Origin of the sequence: Endozoicomonas sp. ALE010 (assembly GCF_049310165.1) — a bacterium.
GTDB lineage: Bacteria > Pseudomonadota > Gammaproteobacteria > Pseudomonadales > Endozoicomonadaceae > Endozoicomonas.
The window spans coordinates 56302-71984 of sequence record NZ_JBLYNV010000003.1 but is presented as its reverse complement, the minus strand read 5'-3'; the positions used below and the strand labels follow the sequence as shown (position 1 = coordinate 71984).

Below are 15683 nucleotides of genomic sequence, written 5' to 3'. Positions count from 1 at the left end.
CCCTGCTGATTAACTGGCTTATCAGCGTATGGCTGTTTAGATGAATCTTCTCCTCCTTGAGCAACAACACTTTATTGATGAATGGCATGCAGAGCTGGACCAGCGGCAGTTAAGACATGTGCTCAACGTTCATCAGGCCAGTGAAGGTGATGAGCTGCGTGTTGGCCTGGTGAATGGCAACATGGGCACGGGGAAAATTACTCATCTGTCTTCAGAAATAATGCGTCTTGAAGTGGAGCTGAATACGCCTCCCCCTCCGGCCTTGCCGTTGACGGTTCTGCTGGCTTTACCCCGGCCCAAAATGCTCAAACGTTCACTCCAGCATCTGACGGCGCTGGGTGTTAAAAAGATTATCCTGATGAACAGTTATCGGGTTGAAAAAAGTTTCTGGCAGTCCCCCTGGTTAAGCCCCGGGAAAGTGCGTGAGCAGCTGATACTGGGTCTTGAGCAGGCCCGGGATACGATCATGCCAGAAGTGGTTCTTGAAAAGCGTTTCAAACCTTTTGTGGAAGATCGTTTGCCGACCCTGGTGGCAGGAAAGCTGGGGCTGGTGGCTCATCCGGCAGGGGGTGAAAGCTGCCCGCATCAGATTTCCAGGCCTGCTGTGCTGGCTATTGGTCCGGAAGGGGGCTTTATTGACTATGAAGTGGATAAACTGGCACAGGCCGGGTTTCAAAGGATCCATCTTGGACCACGTATTTTACGGGTCGAGACGGCGGTAACGGCCATCGTCAGTAAACTTTACGACTGATACTCAACAGAGTATGGTAAAAGTGAGCGTTCTGGCGATAATCCAGTCACTGTCGCTCACTCCATACAGTGGGTTGATAGATATATTAACTGACTGTTTCACAATAAACGGTATCAACACGGCTCTGACTATGGACGGAAAGAGATTAGTAGTTGTAGGTTTGTTCGCTCCCCTGCTTTTTACTGCCAATGCATTGGCATCACCTGCAAAGCATCAGCTGTTGGATAAACTTTATGACCAGACAGGACTGGAACGTCAGCTTGACTGGATACACGACAGTATGACTCTTCAGCAGCAGAAATATCCGATTCCTGAGCCAGTTGTGGATACGGTCAATCAGGTGGTCAAAATTCGTTACAGTCCCGACTTTTTTCGGGCTTCCATGAAAGTAACCCTGGATGAAGCGTTGTCGGTGGGTGAATTGGACCGGTTGATTGACTGGTTCGGATCGCCCCTGGGTAAGAAAATTCTCCGCCTTGAGGCTGAAGCCAGTGATCCTGCCAATCAGGCAAAAATGGAGATGTATATCCGGGAAAAACTGTCGGCGGAGCTGCCCAGAAATAACCGGATAATTTTAATAGAAGAGTTGATGGAAGCACTTGATGCTGTTGAGCTGAGTACCGAGCTGGCTGCCAGTGCTTCAGTGGGAGCCCAGAGAATGCTTCGGGAGGTCATGCCCGCAGGTGCCGAGCAGCCAATGAGACCTGCCCAGGTGTTGAAAGCTCAGGAGAAGCCCTATATCCGGAAAGATATGCCGGAAAGAATGCGGGATATCTTTCTTTACACTTATAAATCTCTGCCGGACAGTGATATCCGGAGATATCTCGACTTTGCCCGTAAAAGTGCCATGCAGAACTTCCAGCGTGGACAAATTCAGGCAATATCGCGGATGCTATAGGAGGCTGACCGAGAATAGACTGCCCTCCTCGCTACGTGCGCTATTCTCGGTCAGCCTCAGTTTGACGGGTACAATCTCCGTTCACCCTGAGCGGAGTCGAAGGGTGCTTGGCATGATCTATCAGAGTCCGGAGTTTTCGCCCTTCGACAGGCTCAGGACGAACGGAGTCCGGAGGCACGACAACCCGTCAAATTCATTGAAACCATGTACTAGCTCATCTCCTGAGGGTCAATATCTACCGTCCACTTCAGTTGTCTGGGAAGCCGGTGGCTTTCCAGGTAGCTGACAACGCTACTCACCACCGCGTGTAAATGATTTCTGCTTTTTCCCTGGATAAGAAGGTGCCAGCGGTAGCGTCCCTGACGCTTTTCCATGGGGGCTGGAATCGGACCCAGTAACCGAACATTGCTGCCTTCGGCTGCCCGCTCAGCATAGTGTCTCAACGCTGAGAGTAGGGCTTCACTTTCCCCCTGGTTAACCGACTCTGATCGAACCAGGGTTAAATATCCCTGTGGGGGAAGATTCAGGCTTTTTCTTTCCATAAACAGACTGCTGGCAAAACGGCTGTAATCGTTCATGGACAGAAGCTGGAGCGCAGGGTGTTCCGGATTATAGGTTTGAATAATAACCTGTCCGGGCTTATTCCCCCGTCCTGCTCGCCCCGCCACCTGCATAATCAATTGGCCGGTTCTTTCCGGTCCTCTGAAGTCAGAGCTGAACAGCCCTGCATCGGCATTGACGATGGCAACCAGGGTCACATTCGGGAAGTGGTGACCTTTCGCCAGCATCTGTGTGCCCAGCAGTATGCAGGGTCTGCCGGACTGCACTTCCTCCAGCATATTGCTCAACGCTTGTTTTCTGCGCGTGGTGTCCCGGTCGATTCTCAGCACGGGATAACCGGAGAAGTGTTGGCTGAGGGTCTGCTCTGTCCGCTCCGTACCCTGGCCTACAGGTTGAAGCTTTCTGCTCCGGCACGATGGGCACTGCCATGGGATAGCCTGTTGCAGATCGCAATGATGGCAGTGCATATGGGGAGGGTAACGGTGAATGGTCATGTGCGCATCGCAGTGCGGGCAGTCGATAATGGTGCCGCAGTCCTGACAGATCATGGATGGCGCATAGCCACGACGGTTCAGGAAAACCATCACCTGATTGCCTCGTCCAAGATGAGCAGTCATTCTTTGCAGCAGTTCTGTGGATAAGCCGTCTTTCAGAACCTGGTGGCGCATATCCAGCAGCTCCATGGCGGGTGGACGCGCATTCCCTGCCCTCTGCTTCAGGTGAAGCTGAGTGTATTTTCCCTGATGCGCATTGTGTAGCGTTTCCAGGGAAGGGGTTGCCGATCCAAGGACGACCGGACAGTGGCACTGGCTGCCGCGGAATATGGCAAGATCCCTGGCGTTATATCGCAGGCTTTCCTGCTGCTTATAAGAGCCGTCATGCTCCTCATCAACAATAATAAGCCCAAGGTGTGGCATTGGGGTGAAAATGCCTGAACGGGTGGCAATCAATATGCCAGCCGTGCCCCTGGCCGCTTCGAGCCAGCCTTGTAATCGTTCACCATCGCTGAGCCCCGAATGCAGGCAGGCAACCGGTACCTTGAAACGATCACGAAAGCGCCTGACCGTCTGAGGCGTGAGGCCGATTTCCGGAATCAGCACTAATGTCTGCTTACCGTTGGCCAATGCTGCTGAAATAGCCTGCAGGTACACTTCGGTTTTGCCGCTGCCGGTGATGCCTTCCAGAAGATAAGTGCGATAGGATCCCAGGCAATCGGTAATGGCTTCACAGGCAAACGCCTGTTCTTCGTTCAGCTGAAGGTGAGCAGACTTCAGTGGGTTGGTGGTTTCGGTAAACAGGCGTGGGGAAGGCTCAACATCCCGGGAATGGATCAATCCTTTTTTGGCCAGCTCTTTTAGAGTGCTCTTGCTGAAACCGTATTCATGGAGCTCCGTGGCGCTGATGCCGGCAGGATTTTCACCAATCAGCGTCAGGGCGGCCAGCTGCTTTTTTGATCGCTTCAGCTGGTTTCGTAACTCACTGTCCGGTTCAACCAGGGGGTACCAGAAAGGAATGCTGCCGGTGGATGCCGGTTTTCCCAGGCGCAGGTTTTTCGGCAGAGCCTGGTGCAGGGTTTCTCCGATGCTGTGATGGTAATAACGGGCTGCCCACTGGCATAGCTGGATAATATCCTCTGGTACAAGAGCCCCTTGATCCAGGACAGAAATGACTTGTTTCAGCTTATTGGCAGGAATGTCAGTGCCGGATTCGATGGAGAGCACAATCCCCACCATTTGCCGTGGGCCAAAAGGCACGATAACTCTGCTGCCAGGGTGAATGGCCGTGGCAGAATGCGTGTCTGGTGGTAAGTAGTCGAACAATTGCCTCAGAGGAGAAGGGATGGCGACTCTGATAAATTTTTCTGCAATAAGCCTGGCGGAGACGGATTGTTCGGTGGTTGCTTGATCATTTGCTGCGTCAGAAGTGTCCGCCGGTTTGCTGCTCATTCAGGTTCCATCGTGGTATTTCTATGGGGGAGATGATACAGGAACTGAAAGCTGGCATGAACAGAAACCGGGTCGGGTGGTTTGAGGTTATCCACTTTGATCTCTTCTGCCTCAGTGTTTCAGGAAGGTGTTGGAAGCAGTGGGTTGTAGATAAACTTCTTCAATTGATCGGGCAGTGGCAGTGCTTCAATTGCTGGCCGTACCGGTTGCCCGCTGATATTCAGATTTTCGATCAATCGGTTACGGATGCACGTTCGTGCGCACAGTTGCAGAAGTGTTGGTTGTTGGCATTGTAACTCGGGTATGTGGTTTTTCAGAAGGTAAGTGATTTCGGTTTGTCCTTTCCTGAATGCCCAGGCCAGGGCTGCTGGTGACTGGTGGAGGTTGGCTCCGTGTGTCAGTAAAGTTTTAACGATACTGACATGGCCATTCGAGGAGGCTTGCACCAGGGCTTCAGGAGACTGATGGGGAGTCCCACCGTTGGCCAACAGCATGCTGACAACCTGAATGTGACCCTCACGGGCGGCAATCACGAGGGCATCTGGAGAGTGGTGTGGGATGGCACCATAGGCCAGCAAAGTGTGGACGACCCCTGCATGTCCTCTTGTAGCGGCACAGACCAGGGCCTTGGATAACTGTTGAGGTGTGGCTCCGGTGGTCAGCAATGCGCTGGTGATCTCGACATACCCATTAGTTACGGCATGATCCAGGGCCGCTGGCGACCGATGGAGATTGGCACCTTTGGCTAACAGAGCGTTAACGATCTCAAGCTGTCCCTTTCTTGAGGCATGCACCAGTGCTTCTTGACAATACTCCGGGGGAACTCCTTTGTTCAGCAATGTCTTGACCGTCTCAACGTGACCATTCTCAGCGGCCCACACTAAGGCCTTCGGGCACTGGTTAAGGTCGGCTCCATGGCTCAGCAGGGCGTTGACAATCGTGCTGTGACCCTTTTGGATAGCCCACATCAGGGCTTCTGGTGACTGTTGGGGGGTGGCTCCGTGGGCCAGCAGAGTTTCGACGATCCCGGCATGCCCATTCCGGGCCGCCAGCGACAGGGCAAATGGAGCGAGGCTGGGTGTGGCTCCGTGGGCCAGCAGGATGTCAACGATGTTGGTGTGCCCATTTTTGGCGGCCTTTACCAGGGCGTCTGGCGACTGGTGCACAGTGGCCCCGTGGGTCAGCAGGGTGTTGAAAATCACAAAATGACCATTCTGGGCGGCCCACACCAATGCATCCGGTGACTGATATGGAGTGGCACCGTGGGCCAGCAGAATATCGACGATGTCGGCATACCCCTGGCCGGCTGCCAACGATAAGGCATAGGTAGACAGACTGGGAACAGCTCCATTGGCCAGCAGTTCGTTGACGGTCTCTGTTTGCCCATTCACGGCCGCCCATGCCAGATCATATGGAGGAGGTGAATCGGTTTCGTTGGCTTGCAGCACATTGTGTATTCCGATATAGCCCTGCCTGCTGGCGGCCCACACCAGGTCAATATCATAAAAATACAAGCATTCTATGTTCATGGTATTCACCGGACACAGTTGGGCACTGTTATTTGTGGTTTCATTAATATTGACGATGGATATCCAGTCTACTGCCTCAAGGGCTCTGTCGCCGGTTTTCGTCAGACTTTTTCTGGATGTCCGTTTTTATCCAATAGTTTCTCTTCTGAAACAGAGTGGAAGGTAAAAGAATTGAAACGGTAATTTGTTAATTTTTGTGTACTGTTTTTTTTGTCATTGCAGGTTGTGCTGATGATCGGATAATGGCTTGAAAACTACGTATATGGGACGAACATAAGACTGTTTCCCTCCGCCATAATCTCTGGTAGTATCCACCGCTCTTTACCCTCTCAGCTCATTATGCTGGGGTGGGTTCCGTTTGCGGTGCCTGTCTCCCGAGCCTGATAACACCAGGGCTCTATTGAGAGTCAGGTGGCGGCATACACCAGTTCGAGGAAGCTCAAATGAAGCAGGATATCCATCCTAACTACGAAGAAATCGAAGTTACCTGCAGCTGCGGTAACAAAATCAAAACTCGCTCTACGCTGTGCAAGCCACTGAGCATCGAAGTTTGCTCCAAGTGCCACCCATTCTACACCGGCACTCAGAAGGTGATGGATACCGGCGGCCGTATCGAGCGCTTCAACAAGCGTTTTGGCAAGCTGGGCGCTCGCAAGTAATCGAGCTGACAGCTTACCGACCGAAAGGTTTAAAAAGGCGACTGTTTTGCAGTCGCCTTTTTTGTATGGCCTGATATTTTACCAATTGACCTTGTTCCCCCCATTTCCATCATATATTCTGGGCCTTCATATAACCTCCTCCCCATATCAGTAAAAAACTCATGGAAAAGAAGCAAGCTGCACTTGATTATCACGCTCTTCCAAAACCTGGAAAAATTTCGATTGAAATTACCAAGCCGGCAGAGACCGCGCTGGATCTTTCACTGGCCTATAGCCCGGGTGTCGCGGAGCCGGTGCGGGCGGTTGCCGAAAATCCAGAGGATGTCTACCGTTATACCGGCAAAGGTAATCTGGTTGCGGTAATCAGTAATGGTTCAGCGATTCTTGGTCTGGGTAATCTGGGCGCACTGGCCAGTAAGCCGGTTATGGAAGGCAAGGCTCTGCTGTTTAAACGTTTTGCCGGTGTTAATTCGATCGATATTGAAGTGGAATCTGAGAGTCCGCAGGCGTTTATTGATACGGTGAAGCGAATTGCCTGTACCTTTGGCGGTATTAATCTGGAAGATATCAAAGCACCTGAGTGTTTTGAAATTGAACGTCGTCTGATTGAAGATTGTGATATTCCGGTTTTCCATGATGATCAGCACGGTACCGCGATTGTAACGGCAGCGGCCATGCTTAATGCCCTTGAGATTGCCGGAAAGGATATTGAAGAGGCAAAACTGGTCTGCCTGGGGGCCGGTTCGGCGGCCATTGCCTGTGTGAAACTGCTGATCAGCTGCGGCTTCAAGCCAGAAAATATTCTCATGCTGGACAGCAAGGGCGTCATTCATTCAGAACGGAATGATCTGAACCAGTATAAGGCGATGTTTGCTGTAGAAACACCCTGCCGCACACTGGATGACGCCATTGATGGGGCGGATGCATTCCTTGGCGTTTCCGGTGCCAACCTGTTGTCTCCGGAACAGCTGGCGAAAATGGCTGAAAACCCGATTGTTTTTGCCTGTGCCAATCCTGACCCGGAGATTCGTCCTGAGCTGGCTAAGGCGGTTCGTCCTGATGTCATTATGGCTACCGGGCGCTCAGATTATCCGAATCAGGTCAATAATGTCCTTGGCTTTCCGTTTATCTTCCGGGGGGCGTTGGATGTCCGCGCTTCACGCATTAACGAAGCGATGAAAATTGCGGCCGTGAATGCCATCCGGGAGCTGGCAAAAGAGCCTGTCCCGGAAGTGGTAATGAAGGCGTACGATGGCGTCAGGCTGAGTTTTGGGCCGGACTATATCATTCCCAAACCTATGGATTCCCGACTGCTTGGCAGGGTTTCTGCCGCTGTGGCTCAGGCCGCAGTTGACTCTGGCGTTGCCAGGGCGGAATACCCTGGCCATTACCCTCTGAACTCTGTTGCGGATATTTGATCAATATCAAAAAAGATCTTCCGGTGAAAACTCATGGTCCATCTCACCAAGAGATGGCAGCCCTTCATCACTGTATTGTTGCGGAGCGTTTTCCTGGAGGAAAATTTCAAAAATAGCGTTGGGATCTCCGGGCAGTGCAAGCTGTCCGGTTTCTGGTGAAATTTTCAGGGTGATCATGCCCTCCGGTTGTGCCGGTTTATGTTCCGGTTTGCCTTCCAGGGCGGTGTGCATATAGTCAATCCAGATGGGCAGAGCTGCATTGGCTCCGTATTCCCAGCGCCCGAGGGTTGAAAAGTCGTCCATACCCACCCATACGGCCGTCAGGACATCCGGGTTAAAGCCAACAAACCAGGCATCTTTACTGTCATTGGTGGTTCCGGTCTTACCGGCGATATCCTGCCGTTTTAATTCCCGGGCGCGTCTGCCGGTGCCTTTCCAGATGACATCATTCAGGATGTCGTTCATGATGTAGTTCACCCGGGGTGACATAACGGATTGGGCGATTACCGGCTGATCGTCGGGTTTAGTGAGCAAAGTGTCTTCCTGAATCAGCATTTCCTCAAGTTCTGGATCGCTGAGAAGAGGGTTCTCTTCTTCACCCTCCATGGTGTCTTGATTCAGGCTGGCGATACAGCTTTCATTGCAGGCTATTGCTGCGTTGGCGGCAAAAATAAGTTCGTCATTGGTCTCAATTCGCTGGATAAACCAGGGCTCAATGCGGAAACCGCCATTGGCCAGAACTGCATAGCCAGAAGCCAGTTCCAGCGGTGTCATGGAAACATTGCCCAGGGAAAGTGACAGATCACGGCTTAAAGACTCTTCCTTGAAACCCAGCTGCTTAAGATAGTTAACGGTTTTGCTGATACCCATCTGACGCAGAACACGGATAGAGACCAGGTTTCTGGAGCGATAGAGACCTTCACGCAGACGCATGGGACCATTGAACTTCATATTGTCATTATTGGGCCGCCAGCTATCTTCAAGGTTGGCATCATCAAAGACAATCGGTGCATCATTGACGATGGTTGCCGCAGTCATGCCGTTAGCAATGGCCGCTGCATAAACAAAGGGTTTGAATGATGACCCAGCCTGACGAATGGCCTGCGTGGCGCGGTTATACATGCTGTCATAGAAGTTGTACCCTCCCACCAAAGCCAGAATTGCACCATTTTCCGGGTGCATGGAAATCAGGGCTGCCTGTGCCTGTGGTTCCTGGGCCAGACGATAACTGCCATCTTCTGTAAGCCTGACCCAGATCTGGTCTCCGATTCTCACAACATCCGCAGGTGTTTCAGGTGTACGACCAACGCTGTTTACGGTCAGAAAAGGCTTTGCCCAGCTCAGATTTTCCCAACTGATTTTACCGCTGTTGCCGTCTTTCAGACCAATTTCAACGTTTTCCTCGCCAACCCGGGTGACCATGGCGGGTAACAGAATACCGGGCGATGGAGTTTTATTGATGCGCTGCTGCCAGCCTTCTTCCGGAATATTATCAAACAGGTTGGTGACCGGGCCCTGGTAACCATGGCGTTCGTTGTAGGCCATTAACCCCTGGGCTACCGAAAGGTTGGCCGCATTTTGCAGCTCGCTGCTGGTGGTGGTGTAGACTTTAAAACCTTCGGTGTAGGCATCCAGACCGTATTGCTCAACCATTTGCTGTCGAACCATCTCGGCGATATAAGGCGCTTCAAGTTCGATTTTTGCGCCATGATAGCGGGCAGTAACCGGCTGGCTGACGGCGTTGCTATATTCTTCATGGGTGACGTAGCCAAGATCTTTCATTCTTCCCAGGATCCAGTCCCGTCGGATCAGGGCCCGTTTGGGGTCATTGATCGGGTTATAGCGGGAAGGTGCTTTTGGTAAACCGGCAATCATGGCAATCTGGGCCAGATTCAACTCATCGATGGCTTTGCCATAGTAAACCTGTGCGGCGGCCTCGACACCATAAGAGCGGTTTCCCAGGTAAATTTTATTGAGATAGAGTTCAAAGATTTCATCCTTGGACAGTTGCTGTTCTATTTGCAAAGCGAGTAGGATTTCATTGAATTTTCGCGAAAATACCCGCTCGTGGCTCAGGAAGAAGTTCTTGGCCACCTGCATTGTTATGGTACTGCCACCGGACTGAATGCTGCCGGTGCTGACCAGTTGCACAGCGGCCCTCATCAGGCCCATGATGTCAACGCCGGGATGGTAATAAAAACGGTCGTCTTCGGCAGCCATAAAGGCTTTGATCAGGTGTATGGGGGCGTCTTCAAACTGAATGGGGGACCGGCGTTTTTCGCCGAACTCGGCAATGAGAAGATTATCTTGAGAGTAAACTCGCAGAGGTGTCTGTAATTTGGCGTCTCGCAAGGACTCCACAGAAGGTAGCGAAGGACTGAGGTATAAATAGGCACTGGCACTGACAAGCAGAATTCCACTGGCTACTGTTACTAGTGACCAGAGCAGGAATTTAAGAAGTTTAACCGACCGTTTCATGCTGTTAGGGCATCCTGATTAAGCGAAGGCCACCGGCTGAAGTTGTGACATCTTTGAACTGTCTTGTCATAACAAGAGTCGTCCTGACAGCCGTTCGTGACTGAGTATTATATGGTGAAATGGCCATCAGCTGAAAATGTGGTTTTCCTGTACGCGACACCGTCTTGGGTTGCCGAAGGATCTTCCTTAAAAATCCAGTGTTTAGAGTTGGCTGAATGGCGACTGTAATTGCGAAAGTATACAGACTGTTATTAAATTAAGGCCGTTGATCTTATAACTAATAATCAAGGATTGCACCAGTGTTTGGGCTGCTGAAGAAAAAATCAAATGCCGTGTTAGGGGTGGATATAAGCTCGACATCTGTCAAAGTCATTGAGTTAGGGCTGAAAGGCAGTGTTTACCGAGTGGAAGCTTTCTGTGTTGAGCCCCTTCCGCCAGGAGCCGTGGTTGAAAATAATATTCATGAAGTTGATGTCATTGGTGAAGCCGTTGCAAGAGCTCTCTCCCAATCCAGAACTGGCCTGAAAAACGCCGCCGTTGCGGTGTCAGGCGCTGCCGTTATCACCAAAACCATCGATATGGATGCTTCCCTCAGTGAAGATGAGATGGAAACCCAGATTTCTGTTGAGGCTGACCAGTATATTCCTTACGCCATGGATGAAGTGGCCATCGACTTTGAAGTTCAGGGTCTGAACGAAAAAAATCCCGAGCGGGTTGAAGTTTTGCTGGCAGCCTGCCGTCGTGACAATGTTGAAATGCGCGAAGAGGCACTTCGACTTGGTGGATTAACGGCCAGGGTTGTTGATGTCGAAGCCTTTGCCATGGAGCGGGCGTGCGAATTGATTGATGGCCAGCTTGACCTGCCAGATCAGGATCCGGTGCTGGCTATCGTCGATATTGGCGCCACGAAAACCACACTGAATGTGATCAGCCGTGGTAAAACCGTATACACCCGTGAGCAGTTATTCGGTGGACGGCAGTTGACTGATGAGGTTCAGCGCCGTTACGGGCTCACCCCTGAAGAAGCAGAGAAAGCCAAGTGTAAAGGGGGACTGCCTGATGATTATGAACCTGAAGTTCTGGAGCCCTTTCGTGAAACGGTGGTTCAGCAGGTATCACGTTCATTGCAATTCTTTTATTCATCCAGCCAGTTCAATGATGTGGATGCAATTGCCCTGGTAGGAGGATCCGCATCAATCCCGGGTATGGCGGAAATGATTCAGGACAAACTGGGGGTCCCGACCAGGCTGGCAAATCCTTTTGCCGGAATGTCCATGGCTGGGAAAGTGGATAAGGACCAACTGGCCACTGAGGCCCCGGCGCTGATGATCGCCTGTGGCCTTGCCATGAGGAGTTTCGACTGATGGCAAGAATTAACCTTTTACCCTGGCGTGAAGAACTCAGGAAAGAGCGCAAACAGCGTTTCATTGCCCTCTGGGCGATAACGGTGCTGGTTGGTATTGGCCTGGTCTTTGTCGGTGATCTTTATATCAGCAATAACATCAGTCAGCAGCAGAGCCGTAACCAGTATCTGCAGAATGAAATTACGCAGCTTAATCAGCGGATCAGTGAAATCAAGGACCTGAGAACCAAGAAAGAACAACTGCTGGAGAGGATGCAGGTCATTCAAAACCTGCAGGGCAACCGCCCTGTGATTGTTCGCATATTTGACCAGGTCGCACATGTGGTTCCTGAGGGGGTTTATTTCAAGCAGATAACCCTGGAGGGAGATCGTCTGTCGCTGGTCGGGGTTGCCGAGTCCAATAATCGTATCTCTGCCTTGATGAGAAACTTCGATAACTCTGAATGGTTTGCTGAGCCAAATCTGACAGCGGTCAGGAAAGTAGCGGCTAACAGCCAGCGCTGGAATGAGTTTGATCTAACGGTTAAGCAGATCAACCCCACTCAGGCCAAGGGGGGACTATGAACCTTACAGATTCAATACAAAAGCTGAATGAGCTTGATCTGAATGACATTGATTTCGATAACATCGGTTCATGGCCTCTGGGAGCCAGGGTCTTTGTCTGTATTCTGACTCTGGCGTTAGTGCTGGGGCTTGGTTATCAGTTTCACCTGACCGGTTTGCAGAAGCGGTATGATGCTGCTGCCAGTAAAGAGCAGGATTTACGGGAGCAGTATCGAATCAGGGCGTTCCAGTCGGCCAACCTGCAGGCCTACCGCGAACAGATGACGGAAATGGAAAACTCGTTTGGTGCACTGGTGAAACAGCTGCCCAGTGATACAGAGGTGCCCGGGCTGCTTGAAGACATTACCTTTACCGGGCGTGGAGCAGGTCTTCAGATCGAAGAAATAAAACTTCAGGATGAAAATGTCAGCCACTTTTATATAGAGCTGCCAATCAGTATTGGCGTGACCGGCACATACCATGATCTGGGTAACTTCGTCAGTGGTGTCGCCAGTCTTTCGCGAATAGTTACCCTGCATGATTTTGAGATTCGCCCGGGCAAGAATGGTCAGTTAACCATGAACATCCTTGCAAAAACTTACCGCTACAATGATCAGGGGGGGCTATGATGAAGCTGCTTCAACTTGTCTTTGTTGCCGGTGCTGCGCTGATTCTTTCCGGATGTCTGGATGGTGGCCGTGGGTATCAGGATATTGATGACTATATGGCTGAGATGAGGGCCCGTCCTACGGGTAATATTGAGCCATTGCCCAAGTTCAGGCCTTATGAGGCGTTTACTTATCAGGCATCTGCCTTGCGCAGTCCTTTTAAGCAGCCGGTGAAAATTGAACTGACTAAGGAACAGCTCAATAGCAACATCAAGCCAGACCCACACCGTGTTAAGCAGTACCTGGAACAGTTTGAACTGGACTCGTTTCGTTTGGTAGGCTCTATCAGTAACGACGAAGGATTCTGGGGGCTGGTGCGTGGCTCTGACGGTGTTCATCGGGTTCGTGTGGGTGATTTCATGGGGCGTAACCATGGTCGTATCACTTACCTCGATGACCAGGAGTTGCGTGTGACCGAGATAGTTCCTGCTGGTCCAGGTTACTGGATTGAGCGACCAAGAGTTCTCCGCGTTAATTTTAATAATCAGTGATTTTATTTCCTTTATTGTGAATTAATCATCATATTTCCAGCAAGGATGCTGCTGTCACACCCTGAGCGGTTGACAGTGCGCGGCTGGCTGTGTTGAGTTAGTCAACTGTATTCAGGGATGGACGGCTTTTTTTATCTGGGGGATGCTTCAGCATGAGCGGGTATGGTTTTGGGCCATAGTGGCGGAATGGGCTGGATTATTTAACAGTGATGCCGATGAAAAAAACAATTCTAATTCTGAAATAGGTAAGTTAGATGAATATTAGTCCCCTGTTGCAGGCCAGGGCTGTCCGAGGGCTTCTGTATACGTTGCTGGCCATGTTGCCTATTTCCGCGTGGGGTGTCACCCTGAAAAATATGGATTCAGCGGCATTGCCGGGTGAGATGGTTGAGATACGTTTGAGCTTTGATGGCGCGGCACCGGTGGCTCATGGCTACAGCATTGAGAAGCCTCCCCGGATTTCCATAGACCTGCCTTTTACCCGCAGTGAACTCCCCAAGTACAATGAGATTGGTTTTAATAATGCCAAGAGTGTGACTGTGCTTGAGGCCGGAGACAGAACCCGCCTGGTTATTAATCTTCAGCAGCCTACCCGCTTCAGCACCCAGACTGATGGCAGGACGCTCAGCATTTACCTTGGCGAGAATAACAGCACCACGGCGGTGCAAAGGGAGTTACCTCAGCGGAGCCAGTCATCCTATCAAGTCCCGGAAATGCGAAGAGGTATTACCGATATTGATTTCCAGCGAGGTGATGATGGTGAGGGCGAGGTTATCATCGCCCTGTCCGACGCCAGGATTCCGATGGATATGAATGAGCAGGGGGGGCGTATCCGTCTGGAGTTTCAGGGCAATGTATTGCCACAGAACCTGAGAAATCGCCTGGATGTTATCGACTTTGCTACACCGATCAAGTTTATTGATGCCGCTGTTGAGGATGGTAACAGCATTATTACCATAGAGCCCAAGGGAGAGTTTGAGTATCTGGCCTATCAGACAGACAATCTGCTGACTGTCAGTGTCAAGGCTCCAGACCCTAAAGATCGTAGTAGACGAAAAGCAGGGCTCTCCTATAAAGGTGACAAACTGTCGTTAAACTTTCAGGATATTGAAGTCCGGGCGGTGCTTCAGTTGATCGCTGATTTTACCGATCTGAATCTGGTGGCATCGGATACGGTTGGGGGTAATGTAACCCTGCGACTGCAAAATGTTCCCTGGGATCAGGCGCTTGATATTGTGCTTAAGGCTAAAGGGCTCGACAAGCGTTTGGAAGGCAATGTTCTTACCGTGGCGCCGGCAGCGGAAATTGCTGCACGTGAACGTGAGCAGCTGGAGAACGAAAAGCAGATTCGTGAGTTAGCCCCGGTATATACTGATCTGGTTCAGATTAATTACGCCGACGCTGAAGAAATTGCCACGGTACTGAAAGGCGCAGAAGGTGCCAGCCTGCTGACAGAGAGGGGTTCGGTTCAGGTGGTGGCAAGAACCAATAGTCTGTTGATCAAGGATACGCAGGCCAAGCTGGATGAATTAAGAGCTTTGATCGATCAGCTGGATATTCCGATTCGGCAGGTGATGATTGAGGCTCGTATCGTGACACTCAGCTCCAACTTCCAGGAAGAACTGGGTGTTAAGTGGAGTGGGTCAAAAAATGATGCGATCAAGGGCGATAACAGGGATCTCTCGATTGGTGGTGGGCAGGATGATGATGTCTTTACTGACCTGAGTGTAACGGGAGGGGCTTCAAGTGCTATTGCTATCGGCTTCTCCACCAATGGTGGCACGATTTTGAACCTTGAGCTGTCTGCGCTGTTGAGTGATGGTGGCGGTGAAGTCATTTCACAGCCAAAAGTCATTACCGCCGATAAGAAAACGGCGATAATCAAATCAGGTAAAGAAATTCCGTACGAAGAGAAAACCTCCAGTGGGGCCACTTCCGTTGCGTTCAAGGATGCAGTGCTGGGGCTGGAAGTGACACCTCAGATTACCCCGGATGGTCGAGTTATTATGGATATCAAGATCAATAATGACGATACCACTGATCAGGCATCCAATAACGTTCCAATTATTTCCACCAATGAGATTACTACCCAGGTTCTGGTTGAAGATGGTGAAACAGTCGTTCTTGGTGGTGTCTTTAAGCAGAGTAAGAAACAAGGTGTTATCAAAGTACCAGTCCTGGGCGATATTCCCCTGGTTGGTGGTTTGTTCCGCAATAAAACAGAGAGTGATGATAAAGAAGAACTTCTGGTCTTTATAACGCCCAGAATTATTACTGAAGGTGTTTCATTGCGTTAAACTGCTGGCATATAGTCGGCTTTAAAATCTCTGACGGGAGCCTTGGCTCCCGTTTTTTGTTGTCATCACTGCTTACGATGC

General features: G+C 50.9%; 12 protein-coding genes. 9 read left to right on the top strand and 3 right to left on the bottom strand.

Annotated elements, in window-relative coordinates; all coding sequences use genetic code 11:
• The first annotated feature begins 40 nt into the window (after positions 1-40).
• Together ACO6UY_RS02440 and ACO6UY_RS02435 are read left to right on the top strand one after the other, a co-directional pair.
• Positions 41-751 (top strand): 16S rRNA (uracil(1498)-N(3))-methyltransferase, encoded by a 711-nt coding sequence (locus tag ACO6UY_RS02440; protein WP_422488942.1) that lies wholly within the window; start codon positions 41-43, stop codon positions 749-751.
• Positions 752-971: 220 nt separating this feature from the next.
• A complete protein-coding gene (locus ACO6UY_RS02435) occupies positions 972-1649 on the top strand; it encodes a DUF2059 domain-containing protein (RefSeq protein WP_163369377.1) in 678 nt (225 codons plus the stop codon).
• Between the two features lie 209 nt (positions 1650-1858).
• Here the strand turns inward: ACO6UY_RS02435 and ACO6UY_RS02430 are convergent, their stop codons facing one another.
• Positions 1859-4156 (bottom strand): primosomal protein N', encoded by a 2298-nt coding sequence (locus tag ACO6UY_RS02430; protein WP_422446353.1) that lies wholly within the window; start codon positions 4154-4156, stop codon positions 1859-1861.
• 119 nt (positions 4157-4275) lie between these two features.
• A complete protein-coding gene (locus ACO6UY_RS02425) occupies positions 4276-5685 on the bottom strand; it encodes an ankyrin repeat domain-containing protein (RefSeq protein ID WP_422446351.1) in 1410 nt (469 codons plus the stop codon).
• A 443-nt stretch (positions 5686-6128) separates the two neighbouring features.
• On the opposite strand from ACO6UY_RS02425, the gene rpmE reads away from it, so the two are divergent.
• Together rpmE and ACO6UY_RS02415 are read left to right on the top strand one after the other, a co-directional pair.
• Positions 6129-6344: a 50S ribosomal protein L31 gene (rpmE, locus tag ACO6UY_RS02420; protein WP_101745013.1), complete on the top strand. Its 216-nt coding sequence runs from the start codon at positions 6129-6131 to the stop codon at positions 6342-6344.
• Between the two features lie 161 nt (positions 6345-6505).
• Positions 6506-7762, top strand: coding sequence for a malic enzyme-like NAD(P)-binding protein (locus ACO6UY_RS02415; RefSeq protein ID WP_422446349.1), 1257 nt, complete (start codon positions 6506-6508; stop codon positions 7760-7762).
• 6 nt (positions 7763-7768) lie between these two features.
• Here the strand turns inward: ACO6UY_RS02415 and ACO6UY_RS02410 are convergent, their stop codons facing one another.
• The gene (locus tag ACO6UY_RS02410) at positions 7769-10240 is read right to left on the bottom strand and encodes a penicillin-binding protein 1A (RefSeq protein ID WP_422488940.1); all 2472 of its coding nucleotides are present in this window, start codon (positions 10238-10240) and stop codon (positions 7769-7771) included.
• Between the two features lie 299 nt (positions 10241-10539).
• Between ACO6UY_RS02410 and ACO6UY_RS02405 the strand changes: the two genes are divergently transcribed.
• The 5 genes from ACO6UY_RS02405 (at position 10540) to ACO6UY_RS02385 (ending at position 15602) form a co-directional block, all read left to right on the top strand.
• Entirely contained in the window at positions 10540-11604 is a 1065-nt protein-coding gene (locus ACO6UY_RS02405) for a pilus assembly protein PilM (RefSeq protein ID WP_422461092.1), read from the top strand.
• Positions 11604-12167 (top strand): PilN domain-containing protein, encoded by a 564-nt coding sequence (locus ACO6UY_RS02400; RefSeq protein WP_422461094.1) that lies wholly within the window; start codon positions 11604-11606, stop codon positions 12165-12167. Before ACO6UY_RS02405 ends, ACO6UY_RS02400 begins: the two co-directional genes overlap by 1 nt.
• Positions 12164-12775 (top strand): type 4a pilus biogenesis protein PilO, encoded by a 612-nt coding sequence (locus ACO6UY_RS02395; protein ID WP_422446341.1) that lies wholly within the window; start codon positions 12164-12166, stop codon positions 12773-12775. Before ACO6UY_RS02400 ends, ACO6UY_RS02395 begins: the two co-directional genes overlap by 4 nt.
• Entirely contained in the window at positions 12772-13305 is a 534-nt protein-coding gene (locus tag ACO6UY_RS02390) for a pilus assembly protein PilP (RefSeq protein WP_422446339.1), read from the top strand. The genes ACO6UY_RS02395 and ACO6UY_RS02390 overlap by 4 nt, the downstream gene beginning before the upstream one ends.
• A gap of 254 nt (positions 13306-13559) precedes the next feature.
• The gene (locus ACO6UY_RS02385) at positions 13560-15602 is read left to right on the top strand and encodes a type IV pilus secretin PilQ (RefSeq protein ID WP_422446337.1); all 2043 of its coding nucleotides are present in this window, start codon (positions 13560-13562) and stop codon (positions 15600-15602) included.
• Positions 15603-15683: the final 81 nt, after the last annotated feature.

What these genes read in the sequence shown, in the direction of transcription:
- rpmE (WP_101745013.1), top strand. Translation starts at nt 6,129, where the DNA reads ATGAAGCAGGATATCCATCCTAACTACGAAGAAATCGAAGTTACCTGC.
- ACO6UY_RS02395 (WP_422446341.1), top strand. Translation starts at nt 12,164, where the DNA reads ATGAACCTTACAGATTCAATACAAAAGCTGAATGAGCTTGATCTGAAT.
- ACO6UY_RS02430 (WP_422446353.1), bottom strand. Translation starts at nt 4,156, where the DNA reads ATGAGCAGCAAACCGGCGGACACTTCTGACGCAGCAAATGATCAAGCA.
- ACO6UY_RS02400 (WP_422461094.1), top strand. Translation starts at nt 11,604, where the DNA reads ATGGCAAGAATTAACCTTTTACCCTGGCGTGAAGAACTCAGGAAAGAG.
- ACO6UY_RS02385 (WP_422446337.1), top strand. Translation starts at nt 13,560, where the DNA reads ATGAATATTAGTCCCCTGTTGCAGGCCAGGGCTGTCCGAGGGCTTCTG.
- ACO6UY_RS02390 (WP_422446339.1), top strand. Translation starts at nt 12,772, where the DNA reads ATGATGAAGCTGCTTCAACTTGTCTTTGTTGCCGGTGCTGCGCTGATT.
- ACO6UY_RS02410 (WP_422488940.1), bottom strand. Translation starts at nt 10,240, where the DNA reads ATGAAACGGTCGGTTAAACTTCTTAAATTCCTGCTCTGGTCACTAGTA.
- ACO6UY_RS02425 (WP_422446351.1), bottom strand. Translation starts at nt 5,685, where the DNA reads ATGAACATAGAATGCTTGTATTTTTATGATATTGACCTGGTGTGGGCC.
- ACO6UY_RS02415 (WP_422446349.1), top strand. Translation starts at nt 6,506, where the DNA reads ATGGAAAAGAAGCAAGCTGCACTTGATTATCACGCTCTTCCAAAACCT.
- ACO6UY_RS02440 (WP_422488942.1), top strand. Translation starts at nt 41, where the DNA reads ATGAATCTTCTCCTCCTTGAGCAACAACACTTTATTGATGAATGGCAT.